We start from the raw sequence: 21,384 nt of genomic DNA, 5'->3' as shown, positions 1-21,384 counted from the left end.
GGGCCCATTCGTGCCCGACCGGAATAATTCAACGTCCATTGCCTGCGTTTCTGGTGCCCGCGAGGGTGCCTATCTGTCGGTTCAACACGAACAGATGGAGATCGATCATGATCGAGAAACGCGCATTCGACAGTCTCGGCCGCTTCAGGAATGACTGGCTGAACGCCCGCCACCATTTCAGCTTCGGCGGCTATCACGCCCCCGACCGGATGGGCTGGGGGGCCTTGCGGGTCTGGAATGATGACGAGATCGCCGCCGATGCTGGCTTCCCGCCCCACCCGCACGAGAATATGGAAATCATCACCTATGTCCGCGAGGGCGCCATCAGCCACCGCGACAGCCTCGGCAATGCCGGCCGCACGGTCGCCGGTGATGTCCAGGTGATGTCGGCCGGCAGCGGCATCCGTCATTCCGAATTCAACCAGGAAGGCGAGACCACGACGCTGTTCCAGATCTGGATCCTGCCGCGCGAGGCCGGCGGCGAGCCCCGCTGGGAGACAGCGAGCTTTCCGACCGGAGCGCGGACCGGCGAGCTGGTGGTGCTCGCCTCGGGTGATCCGGAAACGGAGGGCGGCCTGCTGATCCGCCAGGATGCGCGGGTGTTCGGCGCCACGCTGGACGCTGGCCAGACGGTCAGCCATCGGCTGAAACCCGGTCACCGCGTCTATCTCACCCTGGCCATCGGCGAGGGCGAGGTGAATGGTGTCGCCCTCGCAGCACGCGATGCGGCAGCGATCCGGGATGAAGCCCTCATCACCATCAAGGCGACCGGGGCGCTGGAACTGGTGATGGTGGAGGTGCCGGAATAATTGCGGCCTTCATCCTAATGCAAGGCTTGTGGGCGAAGGGTGGCGGTAACCCTGACTGGAGACTGCCATGAGATACCTTCGCCCCATCCTGCTGCTGGCCCTGATCGCACCGAGCCTGTCCGGCTGCCTGGTGATCGGTGCGACGGCCCTCGTCACCGATGTCGCGATCGGCACGGCCGGCACGGCGGTGAAAACCGTCGGCGCGGTCGGCGGCGCTGCGGTTGATCTCGTTCTGCCGGATGGCGATGATGACGATGACAATGATCGCTGACCCTACGGGAATTTAATCGGCCATACGGCCGGTGCGGCCTGCTGCCCTCTAACAAAGCCCCGGCTGACCTGCTATGATGATGGCGAGGGACACAGACTTGGTTTCATGGAGGCGCACATGTTGCGGCTAATGACGAAGACATTCTCCCTGGCGGCAGCGACAGCCCTGTCCCTGACCGCCGGAGCGGCGCTTGCCGCAGAACCCGTTTCGATCGCACCGATCCAGATCGGCGAAGCACTCGCCGACAGGGCCGATGAAATCGGCGAACGCGAATTCGACCGGCTCCGGGACATCCTGCGCGGTGCTCTCGAACGTGAACTGGCCGGCCATCTCGGCGAGAACGGCTCGACCCTGTACGTCACCATTCTCGATGCCGAACCCAACCGGCCGACCATGGAACAGATGCGTGATACGCCCGGGCTCAGCCTGGACAGCATCAGCATCGGCGGCGCCAGTGTCGAGGCCGAGCTGGTTTCGGCCTCCGGCGAAATGCTGGAGAGCTACAGTTATGCTTGGCATTCCCACTCCGTCGTCGATGTGATTGGCGCCAGCACATGGACCGATGCGCGACGCGCCTTCCGCCGCTTTGCCGATGATGTCGGCGAGGGCATTGCCGAACGCAATGGTGAAGCTTCCTGACGCAGGCAACAGGTCCAGAACTTGCACCGGGACAGGCGCGCCAGCGATGGCGCGCCTTTTCTTTGGTGGACTCAAGCGCTTAGCCGCGCAATGATGCGACCAAAGCCGGTTTGGGGGAAACGGCATGTTGGCTACGAGTTTGATTTCGGTTTTCGCGTCTCTTCTGCTGACACAGGCAGCAGACGCGCCGTCGCGGCAGACAATGACGCGTGAGATTGTGCGGTCCTGTATCGCCCAGGTCGGCACACGGTTGCAGGATCCGCTTCCGTCATGCGCCTGTACAGCCGGCTGGTTGTCGGCACAGCTTGATTATCGCGACTTCTATGTTGTTGGCCGGATGTACCGCTTCGCCACCGACCCTGACGGCATGGAGGTCGAAGTGGCGCGGCTGGTACGCGAGGGAGGGTATTCCGCCGAGGACATCCTGCGCATTGCCCGCTTCCTGCAGGATTCGGAAGCCGACATGTCCGCCGCCTGCGGTTTCCTGGAAAACTGATCCCGATCAGGGTGCGCCAATCCATTTATGGGTCTGCAGGCTGAGCGTCCACTCCGGGTGCGCAATGCAGTACTCAAACGCCGCCTGTGCATTCTCCATCATCGCATCGCCATCCATGGGCTGCAGCGAGAAGCGTTTGAAGTCCCACCCCAGATAGTCAGCCGGATCGAGTCCGGGCTGGGGAAAGACGAGTTTCAGCTCATCGCCATGGCGCTGGACCACCGGTGCCTTGCCCTTGGGGCTGACCGTGATCCAGTCAATGCCGTCCGGTGCCGCCAGCGTGCCGTTGGTCTCGATGGCAATCTCGAAACCGGCCGCGTGAAAGGCGTCGATCAAGCGGGCATCAAGCTGCAACAGCGGCTCACCGCCCGTGCACACGACCAGCGGCTTGCCGCCACCCGGCCACATCGCCGCGACCGCAGCGACCAGCGCCTCCGGCGTCTCGAACCGTCCGCCGCCGGGCCCGTCCATGCCGACAAAATCCGTGTCGCAGAAATTGCACACCGCAGACGCGCGGTCCTGCTCGCGGCCGCTCCACAGGTTACAGCCGGCAAAGCGCAGGAAGACCGCCGGACGCCCGGCCTGGGCGCCCTCGCCCTGCACCGTCATGAATATCTCCTTGACCGAATACTTCATGCCGGCACCCCGCTGCGCCATTGTCGCCAGCCCGCCGCGCGCAGTTCACAGGCCGGGCAATCGCCGCAGCCATAGCCCCAGTCATGCAGCTGGCTGCGATCACCGCGATAGCAGGTATGGGTGCGGGTGCGGATGAGCTCGACCAGGGGCTCGCCGCCGAGCTCGTGCGCCAGGGCCCAGCTCTGCGCCTTGTCGAGCCACATCAGCGGCGTCTCGATGAGGATATCCATGGCGAGCCCGAGCGTGAGGGCCTTTTGCATGGCGTCGATCGTGGCGCGGCGGCAGTCGGGATAGCCGGAGAAATCCGTCTCGCACATGCCCCCCACCATCACGCCGTGCCCGCGCCGATAGGCGAGCGCCGAGGCGACGGTGAGGAAGACCAGGTTGCGGCCCGGCACGAAGGTGCTCGGCAGACCACTGGCTTCCATCTCGATGGCGCGGTCGGCCGTCAGGGCGCTTTCGGCGATGGCACCATAGCCGGCCAGATCAATGACATGATCCGCGCCCAGCCGCCCGGCCCAGTCCGGAAAGCCTGCCGCCATCGCGTCGCGGACATCGAGCCGGGCCTGCATCTCGACATGGTGACGCTGGCCGTAGTCGAATCCGACCGTCTCGACGCGGTCAAAGCGTGACAGCGCCCAGGCAAGACAGGTTGCGGAATCCTGGCCACCGGAGAAGAGTAGCAGGGCGGAGTTCGATGTCGGTCTGGTATCCATGGCCGTTCTATAGTCGCGCGAGCAGGGGATGGCCATGAGCAAGTATCGCTGGATCTACACCACCTGGCCCGAGGCGGCGCTGGCGGAGGGCGCAGCCCGGACGCTGGTGGAGGAGCGCCTTTGCGCCTGCGCCAACATCCTGCCGGGGATGAGAAGCGTCTATCGCTGGCAGGGCGCAGTGGAGATTGCGGATGAGGCCGTGATGATCCTGAAGGCAGACGCCAGAACAACCGGCGCACTGCAGAGCCGCCTGCGCGAACTCCACCCGGCGACCACGCCCTGCTTCCTCGCGCTCAGGATCGATGCCGGCATGAGTTCGCCGGACTTTCTCGCCTGGCTGTCGCAATCATCGCGACAGAACCCATGACAATCTCATGAATAATCTGTGAAACCTTTCATGTATTCAGGAGTTTGAAATCGCACCAAGGCCAATCTCGGACGAAATGGATCGAGGCCGAGCTCATGGTAAAACGCGTACGCGACGTACTGGTGGATGCACCCATTATTCAATCCCAGACCCGCGGTGCGGAAGTCTATGAGATGTTGTCCGAAGACGAAGACCTGCTGGTTCTCGCCGTGGTCGAGGGGGGCAAGCCGGTCGGGCTGGTCTCGCGCGACCAGTTCTTCCTGAAGATGGCCGACCGGCATGGCCGGGCGCTGTTCAGCCGGCGTCCGATCACATTCGTCATGAACAAGACGCCGCTGATTGTCGAGGCATCGACGCCCCTGGCCGAACTCAATGCGCTGATCGTACGCGATCGTCCGTCCGCCCTGATGGAAGGCTTCATCGCGGTACGCGATGGCGAACTCGTCGGCGTCGGGACGGCACTGGCCCTGTTCTCGGCGATCGCTCACGAAAGCGTGCAACGAACACAAAAACTCTCCGCCCTGGCCGAGCAGCTGGGCCGGGCCCGGATTGAGGCACAGGCTGCGTCACGCGCGAAATCCGAATTTCTCGCCACGATGAGTCACGAGATCCGCACACCGCTCAACGGCGTACTCGGCATCTCTCAAATCCTGATGAGCACACCGCTGGATGAGGAACAAGCCGAATATGCCCGGGTCATCAACGATTCCGGGCAGGTTCTGATGCGATTGCTGAACGATATTCTCGATCTCTCCAAGATCGAGGCTGGCCGGATGAGTCTCGATCCCCAACCCTCCTCCCCAGCCAAGCTGGCGGATGATGTGAAGCGGCTTTGGTGCGTGCCGGCGCGAAACAAGCAGATTGAGCTGGCAATCACGGTCCAGGCCGACGATCAGCGCCTGTTCAATGCCGATCAGATGCGCCTGAAACAACTGCTTAACAATCTGGTCGGCAATGCGCTCAAATTCACGGAAACTGGCTCGATCCGGGTCGACATCCTGTTCATCGACCTCAACCGCAATCGCAGCGCCATGCGTGTCGAGGTTCACGATACCGGTTGCGGCATCCCCCTGTCGGCGCAATCGAGCCTGTTCCAGTCCTTCACGCAGGCGGATACGGACACCAAGCGCAGCCACCGGGGCACCGGGCTGGGGCTCGCGATCTGTCAGCGGCTCGTCGAACTGATGGGTGGCTCCATCGGTTTCACCAGCGTCGAAGGCGAAGGCTCGATGTTCTGGTTTGAACTTCCCCTCGCGGTCGTCGAAGCGGACGCCGGCAGTGCCGCCGCTCTGCCAGCCCCGATCGCGAACCGCCCGCATCTGACGGACGCACGGATTCTCGTTGCCGAAGACAATATGGTCAATCAGGCCGTTGTGCGCGGATTTCTCAGGCTTGGCGGCTATCGGGCCGATTTCGTCGCCAATGGACGCGAAGCTGTCGAGGCGGTGACGACACAACATTATGAAGTCGTCCTGATGGACATGGAGATGCCGGAGATGGACGGGCTTCAGGCCACGCGTGCGATCCGCACATTGCCCGGGAGCAGGGGCGGGCTTCCGATCATTGCGCTCACCGCCAATGCCATGAGCGAAGCCCGGGATCGATGCCTGGCCGCAGGGATGGATGCCTTTGTCACCAAGCCGATCGAACAAGCGGCATTGTTGAACGCCATCGAGATCGCGCTGACGCGGAATGAGGAACCCGATCTGAGCCAGACGGGGTGAGCCGTCAGCGACGGCGATTGAATCGCAGCATCAGCCTTCCGGATCGTGGTCGATCACCGCCTCATGGGCCGATTCGTCGAAACCGCGGCGGCGGCCGATGATCAGCACGGCGGACAGTACGGCGCCGAGAACAACCGAGAACACGATCCCCAGCCCGAGCGCAAACCAGCCATGGCCGCTCATATGGATCGTCGGCAGCTCGGCATAACCGAGCACCAGATGGGCAATCAGGGCAATGCAGACGACGAGGGCCAGGCCGATCAGCAGTTTGTTGGATGAAGCTGTACGCATGGGGCATTTCTCCTTGGCGTCTGTGTACGCCTTCTGCAGCGTTTGTCATCGCCACGCAGCCCGATCGCGCGGAAATGCCACAGCCCCACCCTGTATCGGCTCAAGCCGTATCCTGAAGGAAAAAGGATGGTAGCGGGAGGGAGACTTGAACTCCCGACCTCAAGATTATGAGTCCTGCGCTCTAACCAGCTGAGCTATCCCGCCACACCCCCTGCAAGCAGGGAGGCACGCCGTATACGCGGACCGCCCGCAGCTGACAAGCCACGGGCGGCCCCCGATTTCAGTTGTTTGCAGATCAGGCCGAACGGACCTCGGTGAGGAATTGCTCGACGGAGGTTTTCAGGCTGTCGGACTGGCGCGAAACCGCCAGCGATGCCTCGAGAACCTCGCCGGCGCTTTCGCCGGTTTCCGAGGTCGCGCGATCGACTTCCTGGATGTTGGCAAACACGTCCCGCGTTCCGTCTGCGGCCTCCTGGGCCGAGCGGGTGATCTCGCCGGCGGCTGCACGCTGTTCTTCCATCGCCGCGGCGATCGCTGTGGCGATTTCGCTCATCTCGTGGATGGTGCCGCCAATCGAGGACATCGCCTCGACGGCCTTGGAGGTGGCGCCCTGGATGCCGGAAATGTGCTGCGAGATGTTCTGCGTCGCGGCACCGGTCTGGCTCGCCAGCGCCTTCACTTCCGAAGCGACCACGGCAAAGCCCTTGCCGGCTTCACCGGCCCGGGCCGCCTCGATGGTGGCGTTGAGGGCGAGCAGATTGGTCTGCTCGGCGATGTCGTTGATCAGGCTGACAATGTCGTCAATGCTCTTGGCGGCATCATCGAGGCGCTGGACATCACCATTGGTGCGTTCGACCTGGTCGACGGCGCTGCCGGCAATCTGGGTCGAGCGGGCGATCTGCTGGCTGATCTCGCCGATCGAGGAGACCATTTCCTCGGCGGCGGCGGCGACGGTCTGGACGTTTTGCGATGCGCCTTCCGAAGCATGGGCCACGGCGGCGGACTTGCCGGTAGTGGCCGCTGCGGTCGAGCTCATGGTCCGGGCAGCCGCTTCCATCTGGTTGGCGGCGGCGCTGACCTGGCCGATCGCGTCGGCGGAGGCTTCCTCGAACGCCTGGATCAGGCTTTCGACTGCGGCCGAACGCTTCTCCTTCATGCGACGCTCGGCCTCGGTTTCCGTTTCGAGGCGGGCGCGTTCAATGGCATTCTGGCGGAAGACATCAACCGAACGCGCCATATCGCCGATTTCGTCATTGCCCGGCGTAAAGCCGAGATTGACGTCGCTATTGCCGTCGGCCAGCGCGCTCATCGTGCGGGCCATGGCGCTGAGGCGGCGCAGCAGGGTCTGGTTGACGTAGAAGAAACCGATCCCGGCGGCGATGGCCATACCGATTGCGGCGATGACGATCAGCACGATCCGGCCGGTGACGACCGCGGAGTTGGCGGCCTGGGTCGCGCCTTCGACGCGTTCGGCGACTTCCTGTTTGAAACTGTCGACATAGGAGACCAGCGTGGCAGCCGCGGCGCGGGCATTTTCTGCATAGGTCTCGGCTTCGGCATTGGAGGCCAGTTCCGCCTTGCGCAGTTCGAACACGCCGGCATCGCCGTCACCATAGCCAATCAGGATATCGGCCTGGTCACGGACGAAGGGCGAGGCCGGGGTTTCCAGCAGCGCCAGATTGATATCGAGTTCGCCGGCGGCCTCGTCATAGCTGTCATAAATCGCATCGATCTCGGCATCGGTCGCGGCAATATCGAGCTCATTGTACTGGATCAGCAATTGATTGGCGGCGAGCAGGGCGCGCAGCAGGCTCTCGACATCGCCCTCACCGCTATTATCGAGCGCCTGCTCGATGCTGGCGGTCAGGCCGGCGCGGGTCTGACGCGCCTGGTTGGTTGTGTCGCGGCGCTGGTCGCGAATGGTGAGCCTGCGATCAACAACATCATTCATGCCCTCAACCATGCCAGACAGATCAGCCACCGCGCCGCCCAGCGTGGCGACAGAGGTTTCGCCCGACAGGCCCCGAAGCGTATCGAGTTCCTCGGTCAGTTCATCGCGATGGGCGACAGACCGTTCGAAGTTCTCGACGCGGACGACACCGTTTTGTGACAGCGCCAGTTCCTGCATCGCGGCGCTGACGCCCTGGCTTGATTCGCTGAGCGCATCGACGGCGAGGGTTTCAGGAATGGCGCGGCTGGTGATCTGCCCGACCGCGGAATTGGTGGAGTTGAACCCGGTCACACCCACGATCGTCGCAACAAGCGTCATCGCCGAGGACAGGGCGAAGGCAGCCAGCAGCCGGAATTTTACGCTGGCGGTTTTTTCGGCGAGTCCGGCGATAACAGAATTCATGGGCTGGGCCCCTTATGGTTAATGAGCGCGGGTATGAAATTACGGACGACGCTAATGCGCCGCCCGTAAATGAAGTCTTATCGTCGGCAAGATCGCGGTGTTCTTTTGACCGCTGGGCTTGCAAGCCGGGTGATTAACCGCCCAGGCTGAAGTCGAAACGTTGCGTCAGGCCTTCGGTCGAGGCCTCGGCCGGGGCATAGCTCCAGGCTTCGATCGCATGCAGGACGGCGCGGTCAAACACACCCTCCGGCTGCGCTTCGACGACGGTCGGGTTCTCAACAGTGCCGTCCGGCGACACGGTATACTCGACGACCGCATATCCTTCGACGCCACGGCGCTCGGCGCCGCGCGGATATTCCGGAGCTTCAACACTCGTGCGTTCGCGATCCTGGGCGAGCGCTGGAGCGGCTGAAAAGGTCATGGCGGTCATGGCGACGGCCAGGATCATGGTTCCCGTTTTATACATAGACTTACCCTTCATCCATTTGGCGTGCGCCGCCCGGAATTTTTCCCGTGTTCGACGCGGTGTTTTCTCGTCCGGCGCAGCAATCGTCCGGCAAGGGCAACAATGCCTGATACCGGTTGCCAAACGTTTAAGTAGAGCGCGTGCATTTGAAGCAGTGCTGACTTTTTTGCATTTTGCGCTCCGGGACGGAGCAGCGAGAAACCTGCGATGGCGCAATCGGCTTTGGGTCCGCCGCGACTGCGCCTAGGATACACCCCCTGCCCGTTACGCATCGAGCGAGATTGAATGAAGAACCAGGATATCCGTCTGCCCGCACCGCAACTTACCGGCTTTGCCGAAAGCCTGCTGCTGGCGTCAGGCACACCTGCGGCCGAGGCCGCCTCGGTCGCGCAACATCTGGTCGGCTCCAGCCTGGCCGGTCATGACAGCAATGGCATCGGACTACTGCCGCTCTGGCTCGACCATGCCCGCCGCAAATTCGTCAATGTGGACAGCACGCCCACCGTTCTGGCCGAGACAGGCATCATCCTGCGCATCGATGCCGGCGGCGGCTGGGGCCCGCCGGCGGCCGAGAGCCTGATCGAGCGGGCCGGCGCCAAGGCACTCGAGCACGGGCTGGCGGCGGCGACGCTGGGCGGTGTCCATGATCTCGGCCGCATCGGCGCCTATGGCGAGCAGGCCGCCGCGGCCGGGCTGGCGGCGCTGATCTTCGTCAATGTCACCGGCCAGGCCCCGATCGTGGCGCCCTTTCATGGCTCCGACGCCCGTTTCGGTACCGACCCGGTCTGCATCGCCTTCCCGGCGACGGCCAACCGGTCAGCCTTCCTGCTGGATATGGCGACCAGCCGCATCTCGCTCGGCCGGCTCAGGATCGCGGCGGCGCGTGGCCAGGACATCCCGCCCGGCTCGCTGCTCAACGAGCATGGCATGGCAATCACCGATCCGGCCGGCATGGCCGGTGAGCCGCGCAAGGGTGCCCTCACCCCGATGGGTCGCCACAAGGGCTATGGCCTCGCCTTGGCCTGCGAACTGCTCGGCGGCGTGCTGTCCGGCAGCGGCACGATCCAGCCGGAGCACCCGCGCGGCGGTGCCACCCGCAACGGCCTGTTCGCCATCCTGATCAATCCGGCGATGTTCGGCGAGGCCGGCTGGATGGAGCATGAGATCGAGGCGCTGGCGAATTACGCCCTCGCCTCACCGCCGATGGACTGGGACAGTCCGGTGCTCTATCCGGGCGATCCGGAACGGGCCCTGCGCGGCAAGCGGCTGCGCGAGGGGGTGCCGGTATCGGCGGATCTGGTCGAGGCGCTCAATGCCGCGGCAGCGGCCACGGGCAGCGAGGCCCGCCTCTAGCCGGGCATCGGCTATCCCGGCACCTGGAAGATATCCAGCACATCGCGTCCGATCCGCATCGGGCGGCGCGTTGCGGCATTGATGCGGCACCATTCCGTCGTCGCACGGGCCGAGAAGCGCCTGGCGCCCGGCTTGCGGATATCGACATGGCGGTCAAAGCGTGGCCCGCGGACCTCGCCAAGCCAGGTGCGGATCTCGGCGCTCTCGCCGGGCAGGATCGGGTCGCGATACTCGATCACATGTTTCAGTGCGACCCAGACCTCGCTCTCGACCATCTCGGTCGGGGCGACCGTGAACCAGTGGGTGGTGGCGATATCCTGGACCCAGCGCAGATAGACGACATTATTGACATGCCCGAGCTGGTCGATATCGGCCGCGCCGGGCTCGACGGTGCGGCAAAAGGCGCTGTCGAAATCGACACAGCCCAGCCCTTCGCCCGGCTGTCCCTCGCCGGGCAGGATCAGACCCACCTGCAGGCTCGCTGCATCACTCATCGCCAACTCCGGTCATCCCACGCCATCAGGGCCCTACATAATCAATTGCGCCGGTGATGGAAGGGCATGGACCCCATACACGGATGTGAGCCTATTTCTTCGGCGCCGAAATATGGATCGGATGGCCCAGCGCCGTCAGCACGCTTTCGGCGAAGCCTTCGGTCAGGGTTAGCCCCCGGCTAGATCGCACCCTTTTTGAGGCCCAGGGCATCTGAAATCCGATCCAGCGCGCCCGCTTCCTGGGCGACAATCGCATTGTCGGCCACCACCGCGGTTTGCGCAGCATGGATGACGGCGCGCTTGGCAATCCCGTTGCCGCTGACCAAAGCAATCAGTTCCAGGACGCGTTTGGCAGCGGTCTCGTAATCAGCTGCAAAAGCCTTTTCAATGGCTGGAAGGGCCTCTTCAAGGTCAGCTTTCGCCACCCCCGCCGGGACATCCTTTGCCAGCAGTCCGTGAACCATCCGGACTTTCTCTGCCTGCGCATATTTGCCGTCCGAGAACGCGACCATGAGATAGGCCCCGCACACGGCGTGGGCGATAATTCCGGCCTCTGTCGTCGGCTTTTCGAAATTTGCCATTTGGACTCGCTGCTCCTGCGAATTTGCGTTCGGTGCGGTCGTTATTTCTTCGGCGCCGAAATATGGATCGGATGGCCCAGCGCCGTCAGCACGCTTTCGGCGAAGCCTTCGGTCAGGGTCGGGTGGACGTGGATGGTGCCGGCAATGTCTTCCAGACGCGCACCCATCTCGATCGCCAGGGCGAACTCGCCCGACAGCTCTGAGACATGGGTGCCGACGGCATGGATGCCGAGAATGACATGGTCGCTCTCCCGCGCCGTGACACGGACGAAACCGCCATCGGCCCCGGCTTCCATCGACAGATAGCGGCCAGATGCGGCAAGCGGGAATTTGCCGGTGATGATGTCTTCGCCCTTGGCCTTGGCCTCGTCCGGCGTCAGGCCGACGCCGACGATTTCAGGCTCGGTGAAGCACACCGCAGCAATCGAGACCGGATCGAAGGTGCGGCGATGGCCGGCGACCAGTTCGGCCACCATCTCGCCCTGCGCCGTTGCCTTGTGGGCCAGCAGCGGCTCGCCGATGACATCGCCGATCGCCCAGACGCCGCGCATACCGGTGCGGCATTGATCATCGACCTTGATGAAACGGCCATCGACCAGTTCCAGCCCCATCGTCTCGACACCCCAGCCATCGAGGCAGGCCTTGCGGCCGACGGCGACGAGGACCTTGTCGGCTTCGATGCGCTGCAGTGCGCCCTTGGCGTCCTCGTATTCGAGGAAGGTCTGGCCGCCCTCTTCGACAACGCCCCTGGCCTTGCAGGACAGGTTGACATCGACCTTGTGCTTCTTCAGCCACATGGTGATCGGACGGGTGATCTCCTTGTCATAGATCGGCAGGATCGCGGGAGCGGCTTCGATGAAAGTGACCTTCGAGCCGAGCTTGCGCATCGCAATGCCGAGCTCCAGCCCGATATAGCCGGCCCCGACAACGACGAGTTTTTCCGGCAGCTCGGTCAGATCGAGCGCCTGGGTCGAACCGATCACGGTGTCGCCAAACGGCAGGAAGGGCAGTTCCACCTCGACCGAGCCGGTGGCGATGACGACATTCTCGGCCTGGATCTCGATCTGGCTGCCATCGTCGCAATCGACGACGCAGGTCTTGGCACCGGTGAATTTGGCCCAGCCGGAGATGTGTTCGGCGCCGGCCGCCTTGAGCAATTGCGCGACGCCGCCGGTCAGCTTGGTGACGATGCCGTCCTTCCAGCCTTTCAGCTTGCCCATGTCGAGTGTGGGAGCCGAAGCGAGGGAAATCCCCAGAGCATCGCCGCCGGCGTGTTCGCCCATATCCTCGAACTTGCTCGCCGCATGGATGATGGCTTTCGACGGGATGCAGCCGCGATTGAGGCAGGTACCGCCGAGCCCGTCCCGGTCAACGATCACGACATCCAGGCCGAGCTGGCCGGCGCGGATCGCGGCGGGATAGCCGCCCGGGCCACCGCCGACAATGAGAAGCTGGCAATTGCGTTGTTTCATCGGAAGGGCTCCATCACGGCGGCACAAATCATGGGCGGGATTTAACCGCTCGCAGGTCAAAGGGAAAGGCCCGGCACTGAGGCCTCAGCGCTCACGCCCCAGCGGCACGCGCTCAACCAGCTTCACACCCTCGCCCTTGCGCCGCACAATCTGCACCGCGCTCACCAGACAGCGGATGCAAAGCTCCGCCTTGTTGAGTTCGCGCATGCGAGCCTGCGAGGCTGCGGCATCGCTGTCACGTCCGATGGTGATGTGGGGCACCGGCGCCGGCCCGGCGGGGCGCTCGGCGGCCAGTGTGCCGGAATAGAGCCGGCCCTGCAGCGCAGCCAGCGCCTCGCGGCCGGGGCCAGGGACCAGCCAGTCCATCACCTCGCCGCTGCCGTCATCACGCTGCGACACGGCGTGGTCCAGCACGATCTCGAACGGCTTGATGCCAAGCAGGCGCGCCTCGACCTCACGGGCAAACTCACCGGGACTCCAGCCGCTCACCGGCCCGACCAGGGTAAAGTGTGGCAGCAGCTGATCGGCCTGCTCCGCATCATGCTCACGGCGCCAGAGCTGGATCTGCTCATAATCGGTCAGCGCAAATTCCGGGCAGACCAGGGCGAGAAGGGTTTCGGTTGGCATGGGGCATCCCTGCAATGAGGACAGCTATGATTGACGCGCAGGCGCCGGGGCAGTCCGGGACCCGAACGGCGACGGCGCCGCGCCCGGTATACCGGTCCCTCATTGCTGTGTCCTGCGTTACTCCGGTGCCGGACATTCGACGCGCACGGCATCGAGCAGGAGTGAATTGACCCACTCGCCGGTTTCCGGATCGCGGACGCGGTTGATGCGGCCCCAATGATCGGGGCTGAATGTCTCGAAATACACATTCTGCTCGGGGATTTCGGGGTAGACCTGCCACAGCCACAGCAAGCCATCCTCGCGCACCTCCTGATAAAGCTCACGCACCCCGGGCGTGCCGGCATGCTGCCAGGCCGTCTTCCAGAGGCCGGCGTCCTCGTCATAGATGCGCACATTGATGCCGACGCCCGATTGCTCGCGATAGCCGAAGCCGGGATCGAACCACTCGTCGATAATGGCGCGGCCGCCCATGCCGTAATAGCCATTCCAGCGCCCATAATAAGGCGCTTCGCCCCACGCTTCCGCCTCGGCATCCCAGATCCGGAGCCCGACGTTGAAATCACCGATGATGAAGGCGAACTGGCTGAATTCCTCGGGCATGTCAGCGGCTGGCTGACCATAATCGCCGCATCGTGTCGTGCCCTCGCCCGTGACCTGGGCGGCAGATGGCGCCGCGATCACCGCCGCGGCCAGAAATGTGACAGTGAGATGTTTCATCGCTCATTTCCCCTTTGCTGGTTGCAGTATAACCGCGCTGCCGCCCCGGGCCTCAAACAATCGCGTGAACAGGCGACGCACCAAAATCTCCACGCGGCTCGCCGCTGGAGGTTTGAGTGGTTCCCCCCGTTTGGGAGGTGTGCGGGACGCGGCGAATGCCGTTTAGCGCAATAGTTAAGTGAGACATTCGAAACGTCCCGCACGTGGAGATTTGCTCGGACGCCTTACGGCCCCCGTCTCGAAACCGGAGTGGAGTAAACGGTCGAGCTTTGTGCCGCCTTCCTCTCCGGTGGCCACGCCGGGGCTTAAGGATGTCACCCCTCTGCCCGGACGAGCTCCACGCTCCCGATTGCCGCAAGTGACTGAGCTCACGCCTCCCGTGCAACCGGAACGCTGCAAGCATACGCGCAGCTGGACGGGGTGGGGATAAGTTTCACTCCGCAATCCGCCACAGATCGTCATTCCAGCGCAGGCTGGAACCCAGCTCATCGAGCACAAGCGGTTGATGCAGGGGCGCTATCTTGATCCACGACGGCGCGTGAATCTGGGTTCCAGCCTGCGCTGGAATGACGCTGATTTGGGCGTTTGGTGGGGGATAAGACGCCATCTGCCGACCGCCGCGCCCGTCATCCTCACCAGCTCCGACCGCTTCGCGGCCACCTCTTCCATCAAGGAAGAGGAGGGTGACTATCCCTGCCGCATCGCCTGTCTCCTCCTCTTCCTTGATGGAAGAGGTGCGCCGGACGTAGTCCGGGGCGGAGCTGGTGACAGCCTCGTGATTTCGGTCCGGAACTAACCCGCATCCACCTTCACAGCCGGCGGCAGCAGCAGCGCCCGCACCGTCTGCACCAGCACCACGATGCCAAACCCGCCGAAAATGATCGGCGGCAGATCATGCGCGGCGATGCCGAGGTCATTGCGGCAGAACATCAGTGCGAAAACGACGACGCCCCAGGCGGCGATGCCATTGCGCAGCATGGAAGCGAGGCGGGCAAGACGGGTGGTCATGGAGCAGTCCTTCAGAGCCTGCCCGCAATCAAGCCCCACAATGAGGGAGTCGGTCAAGCGGGCGGGTCGGCAGGTGATGTCAGTCGATCATGACGGCTTTCGGCCCAGATAGCGCAACCCGGCAATGATCAGCCCCACAAAGCTCAGACCGAACAGGCCCAGCGCCCATGGGAGTCCGTTCGGTGCGGCCCAGAAAAGAAGCAGGAGGAAACCCGCGACCAGCAGCAGGCAAAGCACGTGCGCCAATATGACCATGATCGCGGCCCGCTCGGCACGGACAAGATCCGGCGTGATGTGCGAGCGATGCCTGTCCGGCTCTTCCGGAATACTGATCGGTTTTCGTCTCATGAACTAGCATTAGCGCGATCTGCGCTTGCCGGCATCAGGGATTGTCCCGGGCTGTATCCCGCCAGGACCAATGGGGACACACCAAGGTGTGCCCCCGTCGCTCATCACATGAACAGCGTCGCCGGGTTCTCCAGCAGGCCCTTGACCCGCTGGATCAGCATGGCGGCGTCATAGCCATCGACGATGCGGTGGTCGAAGCAGGAGGAGAGATTCATCAGCTTGCGCGGGACGACCGAGCCTTCGGCATTATAGCGCGGCAGGGTCTGCATCTTGTTGACGCCGATGATCGCGACTTCCGGGGCATTGAGGATCGGCGTGGTGACCAGACCGCCAATCGCGCCGAGCGAGGTGATGGTGATGGTCGAACCCGAGAGCTCGTCCTTGGCCGCCTTGCCGGCCTTGGCGGCAGCGCCGAGGCGGGCCAGTTCGGCGGCGATCTGCCAGATGTCGAGCGCCTCGGCGTGCTTGATCACCGGCACCATCAGACCATTGGGCGTCGCCGCAGCGATACCGCAATGCACACCCTGGTATTTGGTCAGCAGCATCGCCTCGCCATCGAAATGGGCATTGGCCTGCGGCGTCTCCGGCAGGGCCTTGGTCAGGGCCATGACGAGGAAGGGAATGAAGGTCAACTTGGTCTGGTCGTCGCTCTTCTTCGCATTGAGATGGGCACGCAATTCTTCCAGCGCCGTGACATCAATCTCCTCGACATAGGCGATGGAGGGGATGGTGCGCTGGGCGTGCGACATATTCTCGGAAATGCGCCGGCGCAGGCCGATCAGCTTTTCCTCGGTGATGCCGGTGCGCGGAGACCGCAGGGCCGAGCCACCGCCGGAATGGGCAACGAGACGCCCGCCCGAGGCGATGAAATCATCGAGATCATCATGGGTGATGCGGCCAGCGGGGCCGGTGCCGGGCACGGCGGCGAGATCGATTTCCGCCTCCAGGGCGCGCTTGCGCACGGCCGGGCTGGCCAGGGGACGTTCACCGACCGGGCGCGAGGCGACGGCCGGTGCCGGCGTCGGCTTGGCGGTCTCGACCACGGGGGCGACGGCCGGTTCGGCTTCCTCGACCTTCGGCGCAGCGTCTTCGGCCGGAACGGCGCCATCGACGGCGATGAACATGATCTCGGTGCCGACCGCGACGACATCGCCCGGCGCGCCGACCAGCTTGGTGACGGTGCCATTGACGGCGCAGGGGATCTCGACGGTGGCCTTGTCGGTCATCACGTCGAGCACGTGCTGGTCCTCGGTGACGGTGTCGCCGACCTTCACATGCCATTCAACGATTTCGGCCTCGACAATACCTTCGCCGACATCGGGCATCTTGTAGCGGTATTCGCTCATGATCAGGCCTCCAGAACTTCGCGCATCGCGTTGATGAAACGCTGCGGACCGGGGAAATAGGACCATTCATGCGCGTGCGGATAGGGGGTGTCCCAACCGGTAACGCGCTTGATCGGCGCCTCGAGGGCGTAAAAACAGTCTTCCTGGATCTGGGCCGCCAGCTCGGCGCCAAAGCCGGAGGTGCGCGGCGCTTCCTGGGCGACGATGCAGCGGCCGGTCTTGTTGACCGAAGCGGCAATGGTCTCGATGTCATAGGGCACCAGGGTGCGCAGATCGATGATCTCGGCATCAATGCCCGACTGCTCCGCCGCCGCCAGCGCGACATGGACCAGCGTGCCATAGGTGACAATCGTCATCGCCGCGCCTTCGCGCACGACATCGGCCTTGCCGATCGGCAGGCTGTAATGCCCCTCGGGTACCTCGCCCTTGGGATGCTTGCCCCAGGCTTCCAGCGCCTTGCCGGCACCGCCATCGAAGGGGCCGTTATACAGGCGTTTCGGCTCGAAGAAGATGATCGGATCCGGGCTCTCTATTGCCGAGATCAACAGGCCCTTGGCGTCATAGGGATTGGACGGCATCACGACCTGGATGCCCGGGATCTGGGTGAAGAAGGCTTCCGGGCTCATCGAATGGGTCTGGCCGCCACGGATACCGCCGCCGCAAGGCGTGCGGATCACCACTGGCGCGGTGATGGTACCGGCGGTGCGGTAGCGCAGGCGCGACAATTCGGAGACGATCTGGTCAAGGCCGGGGAAGATATAGTCGGCGAACTGGATCTCGGCGACGGGCTTGAGGCCATTGGCCGCCATGCCGATCGCCATCGCGACGATCGCGGCCTCATTGATCGGTGCGTCGAAACAGCGATCGAGACCGTATTTCTCCTGCAGCCCGGCGGTGACGCGGAAGACGCCGCCGAAATAGCCGGCATCCTCACCGAAGGCGAGCACATTGGCGTCGCGTTCCATCATGGTGTCCATGGCCGAATTGAGGGCCTGGATCATGTTCATCTTGCTCATGACCTAAACTCCCAGATCGCGGCGCTGACGGCGCAGGCGCCAGTCGGGCTCGGCATAGACATCCTCGAACATGGACTGCACGGGCGAGAGCGGGCCGTCATGCAGCGTGCCGAAGCTTTCGGCCTCCTTGTAGGAGGCGATCACGAGCTGATCGAGTTCCTTCTCCAGCGCAACATGGCGTTCCTCATCCCACTCACCCAGGCCGATGAGGTGATTTTTCAGACGCTCGACCGGATCACCCAGTGGCCAGGAATCCCCCTCGCCCTTGGGCCGGTAGCCGGACGGGTCGTCGGAGGTGGAGTGCGCGTCGGCGCGATAGGTATAGCTCTCGATCACGGTGGCACCATGACCGGCGCGGGCGCGCTCGGCGGCCCATTTGGTGGCGGCATAGACGGCGAGGAAATCATTGCCATCGATGCGCAAGGACGCGAGGCCATAGCCGATGCCCTTGAGCGCGAAGGTCTGGCCCTCGCCGACGGCCATGCCCTGGAAGGTCGAGATCGCCCACTGATTGTTGACGACATTGAGAATGACCGGCGCCTTGTAGGTCGAGGCCAAGGTCAGCGCGCCGTGGAAATCGCCCTCGGCGGTGGAGCCATCACCGATCCAGCTGGCGGTAATACGGCTCTCGCCCTTGTACTGGCTGGCCATGGCATAGCCGACCGCCTGCGGGAATTGCGTCGCGAGATTGCCCGAGATCGAAAAGAAATTGCCTTCGGCCCAGCTGTAATGCACCGGCAATTGCCGGCCCTTGAGATTGTCGCGGCTGTTGGAGATGCAATGGCACATCATGTCGACGATATCGCGGCCACGGGCGAACAAAATCCCCTGCTGGCGATAGGACGGGAAGACCATGTCGGCCTTGTCGAGCGCCATGGCGGCAGCGACGGCGACCGCCTCCTCGCCCATGGATTTCATGTAGAAACTCATCTTGCCCTGGCGCTGCAGTTTCTGCATCCGCTCGTCATAGACGCGGGTCAGCACCATGTGGCGCAGGCCCTGGCGCAGCAGCTCCGGTTCGAGCTTGGGATCCCAGTCACCGACCGCCTGGTGGTTATGGTCAAGCACCCGCACCAGGCCGAGGGCCAGATCAACGGTTTCCTGCCCCGCAATCGAGGGATCGGGACGCCGGGCCGTGCCCGCCGGCGGGATCTCGATATGGGAGAAATCAGGCGTATCGCCGGGGCGCGCATGCGGCGCCGGGACATGAAATCGGGGATCGTTGTGTGCCATGAGCTCTCGCTGAAAACATCGGCATGACCTGCCTGGGAATACACGCGCATGACTGGATGCGTGCGTGGGCGTCTAACGCGGAAGCGCCTACCTTGTCTACTACTGGAACAAGGTGCCATTTCCGGGTTTGTTTTAGCTGAAATGTAGACTAATTTCCTCCAAATATTGAATTTGAGGGAAAAATGCTCGCCAACCTTGATCTGATTGACGTCCGCATTCTCGAAGCGCTGCAGGAAGACGCAGGCCGCTCGGTCGCCGACATCGCCGAAATCGTCGGACTGACCCCGTCGCCGTGCTGGCGCCGGATTCGCCGCCTCGAGACCGAAGGCATTATCAAGCGCCGCTCGGTGCAGCTGGACCGCCGCGCCCTCGGCCTGATGTTCACCGCCTATCTGGAAGTGAAAATCTCGCCGGCCCGCAAGGCCAATTACGTCAAGTTTGAAAAAGCCATCCAGAGCTTCCCGGAAGTCACCGAGGCCTGCATGATGACCGGCCCCTATGACTATCTGGTCAAGGTCGTGATGGCCGATATCGACGCCTATAACGAGTTCATCTCCGAGCGCATGATCCCGCTCGATATCGTCGGCGATTTCCGCACCTCGGTGCAGGTGCGCAATATCAAGGACGGCAAGGGCCTGCCGCTGGGGCATATCCAGGGCTGAGGCCTGCTTGGGGCGGCTCTAGCGCAATCGCTGCATGCCCGGCCCGAAATTCTCGCTCGGTCGGGCTTCAAACCCAAGTCCGGCGTAGAAGCCTTCGCGCCCCTTGGCACACATCAACATCACATGGGCATTCGGGAAATCGGCGTCGATGCGCACGAGCAGACGCTGCATCATCGCTTTCCCGAGGCCGCTGCCGCGTCGCTCAGGGGCGATGATCGCATCCTGGATATAAAGATAGAGCGGATCGCCGATCGCGCGAACAAAGCCGGCAATGCGGCCATCGCCGTCCACAGCCGTGATGGCGAGCAAGGAGGCATCGAGCGCCGGCCCGGCCAGCGCGGGCGAGAGCTCGCCCCAGCCACAATCGGCCCGCATGCGAATGAAATCAGCGACCGGCGGCGGGCGGTCCTCAAACCGGATTCCGTCCACCGCCTGGTCGCTGTCAGTCTTCAAGGCTAGAGCCGTTCAATCGCCACGGCAGTGGCTTCGCCGCCGCCGATGCAGAGCGAGGCGATGCCCTTGGTCTTGCCGTGCTTTTCGAGCGCGGCGATCAGGGTGACGATGACGCGGGCGCCGGAGGCCCCGATCGGGTGACCCAGGGCACAGGCGCCGCCATTGACGTTGACCTTGTCATGGCTGAGGCCGAGCTCTTTCATCGCGATCATCGGCACGACGGCGAAGGCCTCGTTGATTTCCCACAGATCGACATCCTCGATCGCCCAGCCGGCACGCTCGACGGCCTTGCGCATCGCAGGCACGGGCGCGGTGGTGAAATAGGCCGGCTCATGCGCATGGGCTGCCGTGGCAACAATGCGGGCGAGCGGTTTGAGGCCGCGGCGTTCCGCTTCCGACTTGCGCATCAGCACCAGGGCCGCAGCGCCATCGGAAATGCCCGAGGCATTGGCGGCGGTGACGGTGCCGTCCTTGCCGAAGGCGGGGCGCAGCGACGGGATCTTTTCCGGCATCGCCTTGCGCGGCAACTCGTCGGTATCGACCACGACATCGCCCTTGCGGGTCGTCATCGTCACCGGCGTGATCTCGCGCTTGAAATCACCATTCTTGGTCGCGCGCTGGGCGCGGGCCAGGGTTTCCAGCGCATAGGCATCCTGCTGTTCGCGCGTGAACTGGTGTTCCTGCGCGATCATGTCGGCATAGACGCCCATCGGCTTTTTCTCATAGGCATCCTCGAGCCCGTCCTGGGCCATGTGGTCCTTGAGCACGTCATGGCCGTATTTCATGCCGCCGCGATGGGTCGGCAGCAGATGCGGTGCATTGCTCATGGATTCCATACCACCTGCGACGATGATGTCGGCATCGCCGGCCAGCAGGGCCGAACGGCCCATGATCGCGGCCTGCATGCCCGAACCGCACATCTTGTTGAGCGTGGTGGCTTCGACGGATTTCGGCAGCCCGGCCTTGATGCCTGCCTGGCGCGCCGGGGCCTGGCCCTGGCCGGCACCGAGGACATTGCCCATGAAAATCTGGTCGACATCCTCACCGGCGACGCCGGCCTCTTCCATGGCGGCCTTGACCGCAATGGCACCGAGTTCATTGGCCGACAGCGTCGTCAGCTCGCCGAGCAGGCCACCCATCGGGGTGCGCGCCATACCGACAATGACGATTGGATCATCAACTGCACTCATCTGAAGTCTCCTCAGGGAAGGGATGGTGTGTAATTCTGGCGCGCATGATGAAAACATGCGGCACCGCGTCAAGTCTTTTCGCAGATGCAATATATTCGCTGCGAACACGGCCAGCC

General features: G+C 63.6%; 25 protein-coding genes and 1 tRNA gene. 8 read left to right on the top strand and 18 right to left on the bottom strand.

The annotated features are described in order from the left end of the window. Positions 1 to 107 precede the first annotated feature (107 nt). The 4 genes from ACN0YL_RS01715 to ACN0YL_RS01700 all read left to right on the top strand — a co-directional run bounded on the left by ACN0YL_RS01715 (position 108) and on the right by ACN0YL_RS01700 (position 2,215). Positions 108 to 809 (top strand): pirin family protein, encoded by a 702-nt coding sequence (locus tag ACN0YL_RS01715; RefSeq protein WP_417490729.1) that lies wholly within the window; start codon positions 108 to 110, stop codon positions 807 to 809. A gap of 67 nt (positions 810 to 876) precedes the next feature. Next, positions 877 to 1,080: a hypothetical protein gene (locus tag ACN0YL_RS01710; RefSeq protein WP_417468702.1), complete on the top strand. Its 204-nt coding sequence runs from the start codon at positions 877 to 879 to the stop codon at positions 1,078 to 1,080. 117 nt (positions 1,081 to 1,197) lie between these two features. Continuing rightward, positions 1,198 to 1,719, top strand: a complete 522-nt coding sequence (locus ACN0YL_RS01705; protein WP_417490728.1) for a hypothetical protein — start codon at positions 1,198 to 1,200, stop codon at positions 1,717 to 1,719. Positions 1,720 to 1,921: 202 nt separating this feature from the next. Then, positions 1,922 to 2,215 (top strand): hypothetical protein, encoded by a 294-nt coding sequence (locus ACN0YL_RS01700; protein ID WP_417468700.1) that lies wholly within the window; start codon positions 1,922 to 1,924, stop codon positions 2,213 to 2,215. 6 nt (positions 2,216 to 2,221) lie between these two features. On the opposite strand, the gene queE is transcribed toward ACN0YL_RS01700, so the two are convergent. Beyond that, positions 2,222 to 2,851: a 7-carboxy-7-deazaguanine synthase gene (queE, locus tag ACN0YL_RS01695; protein ID WP_417490727.1), complete on the bottom strand. Its 630-nt coding sequence runs from the start codon at positions 2,849 to 2,851 to the stop codon at positions 2,222 to 2,224. Next, entirely contained in the window at positions 2,848 to 3,567 is a 720-nt protein-coding gene (queC, locus tag ACN0YL_RS01690; RefSeq protein WP_417490726.1) for a 7-cyano-7-deazaguanine synthase QueC, read from the bottom strand. Before queC ends, queE begins: the two co-directional genes overlap by 4 nt. Positions 3,568 to 3,601: 34 nt before the next feature. Between queC and cutA the strand changes: the two genes are divergently transcribed. Together cutA and ACN0YL_RS01680 are read left to right on the top strand one after the other, a co-directional pair. Then, positions 3,602 to 3,934, top strand: a complete 333-nt coding sequence (gene cutA / locus ACN0YL_RS01685; protein WP_417490725.1) for a divalent-cation tolerance protein CutA — start codon at positions 3,602 to 3,604, stop codon at positions 3,932 to 3,934. A gap of 95 nt (positions 3,935 to 4,029) precedes the next feature. Next, positions 4,030 to 5,658, top strand: coding sequence for an ATP-binding protein (locus ACN0YL_RS01680; protein WP_417490724.1), 1,629 nt, complete (start codon positions 4,030 to 4,032; stop codon positions 5,656 to 5,658). Between the two features lie 30 nt (positions 5,659 to 5,688). Here ACN0YL_RS01680 and ACN0YL_RS01675 read toward each other — a convergent pair whose 3' ends face one another. From ACN0YL_RS01675 to ACN0YL_RS01660, 4 genes are all read right to left on the bottom strand, one after another. Then, the gene (locus tag ACN0YL_RS01675; protein ID WP_417490723.1) at positions 5,689 to 5,949 is read right to left on the bottom strand and encodes a hypothetical protein; all 261 of its coding nucleotides are present in this window, start codon (positions 5,947 to 5,949) and stop codon (positions 5,689 to 5,691) included. Between the two features lie 127 nt (positions 5,950 to 6,076). Next, positions 6,077 to 6,153: transfer RNA gene (locus ACN0YL_RS01670), tRNA-Met, on the bottom strand. A 91-nt stretch (positions 6,154 to 6,244) separates the two neighbouring features. Then, positions 6,245 to 8,302, bottom strand: coding sequence for a methyl-accepting chemotaxis protein (locus tag ACN0YL_RS01665; RefSeq protein ID WP_417490722.1), 2,058 nt, complete (start codon positions 8,300 to 8,302; stop codon positions 6,245 to 6,247). Positions 8,303 to 8,435: 133 nt separating this feature from the next. After that, entirely contained in the window at positions 8,436 to 8,768 is a 333-nt protein-coding gene (locus tag ACN0YL_RS01660) for an energy transducer TonB (RefSeq protein ID WP_417490721.1), read from the bottom strand. A 285-nt stretch (positions 8,769 to 9,053) separates the two neighbouring features. Between ACN0YL_RS01660 and ACN0YL_RS01655 the strand changes: the two genes are divergently transcribed. Continuing rightward, complete coding sequence (locus tag ACN0YL_RS01655; RefSeq protein ID WP_417496807.1) at positions 9,054 to 10,121, top strand: Ldh family oxidoreductase; 1,068 nt, start codon at positions 9,054 to 9,056, stop codon at positions 10,119 to 10,121. An 11-nt stretch (positions 10,122 to 10,132) separates the two neighbouring features. Here ACN0YL_RS01655 and ACN0YL_RS01650 read toward each other — a convergent pair whose 3' ends face one another. The 10 genes from ACN0YL_RS01650 to ACN0YL_RS01605 all read right to left on the bottom strand — a co-directional run bounded on the left by ACN0YL_RS01650 (position 10,133) and on the right by ACN0YL_RS01605 (position 18,963). Further along, positions 10,133 to 10,615, bottom strand: a complete 483-nt coding sequence (locus tag ACN0YL_RS01650) for an acyl-CoA thioesterase (RefSeq protein WP_417496806.1) — start codon at positions 10,613 to 10,615, stop codon at positions 10,133 to 10,135. A 179-nt stretch (positions 10,616 to 10,794) separates the two neighbouring features. Further along, positions 10,795 to 11,196 carry a TerB family tellurite resistance protein gene (locus ACN0YL_RS01645; RefSeq protein WP_417490718.1) on the bottom strand — a complete coding sequence of 134 codons (402 nt, stop codon included), beginning with the start codon at positions 11,194 to 11,196 and terminating at the stop codon, positions 10,795 to 10,797. 41 nt (positions 11,197 to 11,237) lie between these two features. Further along, positions 11,238 to 12,668 carry a dihydrolipoyl dehydrogenase gene (lpdA, locus tag ACN0YL_RS01640; protein WP_417496805.1) on the bottom strand — a complete coding sequence of 477 codons (1,431 nt, stop codon included), beginning with the start codon at positions 12,666 to 12,668 and terminating at the stop codon, positions 11,238 to 11,240. Between the two features lie 84 nt (positions 12,669 to 12,752). Further along, positions 12,753 to 13,295, bottom strand: a complete 543-nt coding sequence (locus tag ACN0YL_RS01635; protein WP_417496804.1) for a 2'-5' RNA ligase family protein — start codon at positions 13,293 to 13,295, stop codon at positions 12,753 to 12,755. 117 nt (positions 13,296 to 13,412) lie between these two features. Further along, the gene (locus ACN0YL_RS01630; protein ID WP_417496803.1) at positions 13,413 to 14,012 is read right to left on the bottom strand and encodes a hypothetical protein; all 600 of its coding nucleotides are present in this window, start codon (positions 14,010 to 14,012) and stop codon (positions 13,413 to 13,415) included. Between the two features lie 792 nt (positions 14,013 to 14,804). Beyond that, positions 14,805 to 15,020, bottom strand: coding sequence for a hypothetical protein (locus ACN0YL_RS01625; protein ID WP_417496802.1), 216 nt, complete (start codon positions 15,018 to 15,020; stop codon positions 14,805 to 14,807). 87 nt (positions 15,021 to 15,107) lie between these two features. Continuing rightward, positions 15,108 to 15,368, bottom strand: coding sequence for a hypothetical protein (locus ACN0YL_RS01620; protein WP_417496801.1), 261 nt, complete (start codon positions 15,366 to 15,368; stop codon positions 15,108 to 15,110). A 104-nt stretch (positions 15,369 to 15,472) separates the two neighbouring features. Then, a complete protein-coding gene (locus tag ACN0YL_RS01615; protein ID WP_417496800.1) occupies positions 15,473 to 16,714 on the bottom strand; it encodes a dihydrolipoamide acetyltransferase family protein in 1,242 nt (413 codons plus the stop codon). A 2-nt stretch (positions 16,715 to 16,716) separates the two neighbouring features. Further along, on the bottom strand, positions 16,717 to 17,730 hold the full coding sequence (locus ACN0YL_RS01610) for an alpha-ketoacid dehydrogenase subunit beta (protein ID WP_417496799.1): 1,014 nt from the start codon (positions 17,728 to 17,730) through the stop codon (positions 16,717 to 16,719). A gap of 3 nt (positions 17,731 to 17,733) precedes the next feature. Continuing rightward, positions 17,734 to 18,963 (bottom strand): 3-methyl-2-oxobutanoate dehydrogenase (2-methylpropanoyl-transferring) subunit alpha, encoded by a 1,230-nt coding sequence (locus tag ACN0YL_RS01605; RefSeq protein WP_417496798.1) that lies wholly within the window; start codon positions 18,961 to 18,963, stop codon positions 17,734 to 17,736. A gap of 182 nt (positions 18,964 to 19,145) precedes the next feature. Here ACN0YL_RS01605 and ACN0YL_RS01600 point away from each other — a divergent pair, with 182 nt between their 5' ends. Next, positions 19,146 to 19,625: an Lrp/AsnC family transcriptional regulator gene (locus ACN0YL_RS01600; protein WP_417483392.1), complete on the top strand. Its 480-nt coding sequence runs from the start codon at positions 19,146 to 19,148 to the stop codon at positions 19,623 to 19,625. Between the two features lie 18 nt (positions 19,626 to 19,643). Here ACN0YL_RS01600 and ACN0YL_RS01595 read toward each other — a convergent pair whose 3' ends face one another. Both ACN0YL_RS01595 and ACN0YL_RS01590 read right to left on the bottom strand, forming a co-directional pair. Next, positions 19,644 to 20,078, bottom strand: a complete 435-nt coding sequence (locus ACN0YL_RS01595) for a GNAT family N-acetyltransferase (RefSeq protein WP_417496797.1) — start codon at positions 20,076 to 20,078, stop codon at positions 19,644 to 19,646. A gap of 2 nt (positions 20,079 to 20,080) precedes the next feature. Then, positions 20,081 to 21,268, bottom strand: a complete 1,188-nt coding sequence (locus tag ACN0YL_RS01590; protein ID WP_417496796.1) for a thiolase family protein — start codon at positions 21,266 to 21,268, stop codon at positions 20,081 to 20,083. Between the last annotated feature and the right edge of the window lie 116 nt (positions 21,269 to 21,384).

This window comes from Maricaulis sp. (genome assembly GCF_048269565.1).
Lineage (GTDB): Bacteria > Pseudomonadota > Alphaproteobacteria > Caulobacterales > Maricaulaceae > Maricaulis.
Note: the sequence above shows the minus strand (reverse complement) of the source record. Positions and strands in the feature narration are given on the sequence as shown.

Bases quoted from the DNA above. Each gene is read 5' to 3' on its own strand.
- ACN0YL_RS01715 (WP_417490729.1), top strand. From the start codon at position 108: ATGATCGAGAAACGCGCATTCGACAGTCTCGGCCGCTTCAGGAATGAC.
- ACN0YL_RS01710 (WP_417468702.1), top strand. From the start codon at position 877: ATGAGATACCTTCGCCCCATCCTGCTGCTGGCCCTGATCGCACCGAGC.
- ACN0YL_RS01705 (WP_417490728.1), top strand. From the start codon at position 1,198: ATGTTGCGGCTAATGACGAAGACATTCTCCCTGGCGGCAGCGACAGCC.
- ACN0YL_RS01700 (WP_417468700.1), top strand. From the start codon at position 1,922: ATGACGCGTGAGATTGTGCGGTCCTGTATCGCCCAGGTCGGCACACGG.
- queE (WP_417490727.1), bottom strand. From the start codon at position 2,851: ATGAAGTATTCGGTCAAGGAGATATTCATGACGGTGCAGGGCGAGGGC.
- queC (WP_417490726.1), bottom strand. From the start codon at position 3,567: ATGGATACCAGACCGACATCGAACTCCGCCCTGCTACTCTTCTCCGGT.
- cutA (WP_417490725.1), top strand. From the start codon at position 3,602: ATGAGCAAGTATCGCTGGATCTACACCACCTGGCCCGAGGCGGCGCTG.
- ACN0YL_RS01680 (WP_417490724.1), top strand. From the start codon at position 4,030: ATGGTAAAACGCGTACGCGACGTACTGGTGGATGCACCCATTATTCAA.
- ACN0YL_RS01675 (WP_417490723.1), bottom strand. From the start codon at position 5,949: ATGCGTACAGCTTCATCCAACAAACTGCTGATCGGCCTGGCCCTCGTC.
- ACN0YL_RS01665 (WP_417490722.1), bottom strand. From the start codon at position 8,302: ATGAATTCTGTTATCGCCGGACTCGCCGAAAAAACCGCCAGCGTAAAA.
- ACN0YL_RS01660 (WP_417490721.1), bottom strand. From the start codon at position 8,768: ATGTATAAAACGGGAACCATGATCCTGGCCGTCGCCATGACCGCCATG.
- ACN0YL_RS01655 (WP_417496807.1), top strand. From the start codon at position 9,054: ATGAAGAACCAGGATATCCGTCTGCCCGCACCGCAACTTACCGGCTTT.
- ACN0YL_RS01650 (WP_417496806.1), bottom strand. From the start codon at position 10,615: ATGAGTGATGCAGCGAGCCTGCAGGTGGGTCTGATCCTGCCCGGCGAG.
- ACN0YL_RS01645 (WP_417490718.1), bottom strand. From the start codon at position 11,196: ATGGCAAATTTCGAAAAGCCGACGACAGAGGCCGGAATTATCGCCCAC.
- lpdA (WP_417496805.1), bottom strand. From the start codon at position 12,668: ATGAAACAACGCAATTGCCAGCTTCTCATTGTCGGCGGTGGCCCGGGC.
- ACN0YL_RS01635 (WP_417496804.1), bottom strand. From the start codon at position 13,295: ATGCCAACCGAAACCCTTCTCGCCCTGGTCTGCCCGGAATTTGCGCTG.
- ACN0YL_RS01630 (WP_417496803.1), bottom strand. From the start codon at position 14,012: ATGAAACATCTCACTGTCACATTTCTGGCCGCGGCGGTGATCGCGGCG.
- ACN0YL_RS01625 (WP_417496802.1), bottom strand. From the start codon at position 15,020: ATGACCACCCGTCTTGCCCGCCTCGCTTCCATGCTGCGCAATGGCATC.
- ACN0YL_RS01620 (WP_417496801.1), bottom strand. From the start codon at position 15,368: ATGAGACGAAAACCGATCAGTATTCCGGAAGAGCCGGACAGGCATCGC.
- ACN0YL_RS01615 (WP_417496800.1), bottom strand. From the start codon at position 16,714: ATGAGCGAATACCGCTACAAGATGCCCGATGTCGGCGAAGGTATTGTC.
- ACN0YL_RS01610 (WP_417496799.1), bottom strand. From the start codon at position 17,730: ATGAGCAAGATGAACATGATCCAGGCCCTCAATTCGGCCATGGACACC.
- ACN0YL_RS01605 (WP_417496798.1), bottom strand. From the start codon at position 18,963: ATGGCACACAACGATCCCCGATTTCATGTCCCGGCGCCGCATGCGCGC.
- ACN0YL_RS01600 (WP_417483392.1), top strand. From the start codon at position 19,146: ATGCTCGCCAACCTTGATCTGATTGACGTCCGCATTCTCGAAGCGCTG.
- ACN0YL_RS01590 (WP_417496796.1), bottom strand. From the start codon at position 21,268: ATGAGTGCAGTTGATGATCCAATCGTCATTGTCGGTATGGCGCGCACC.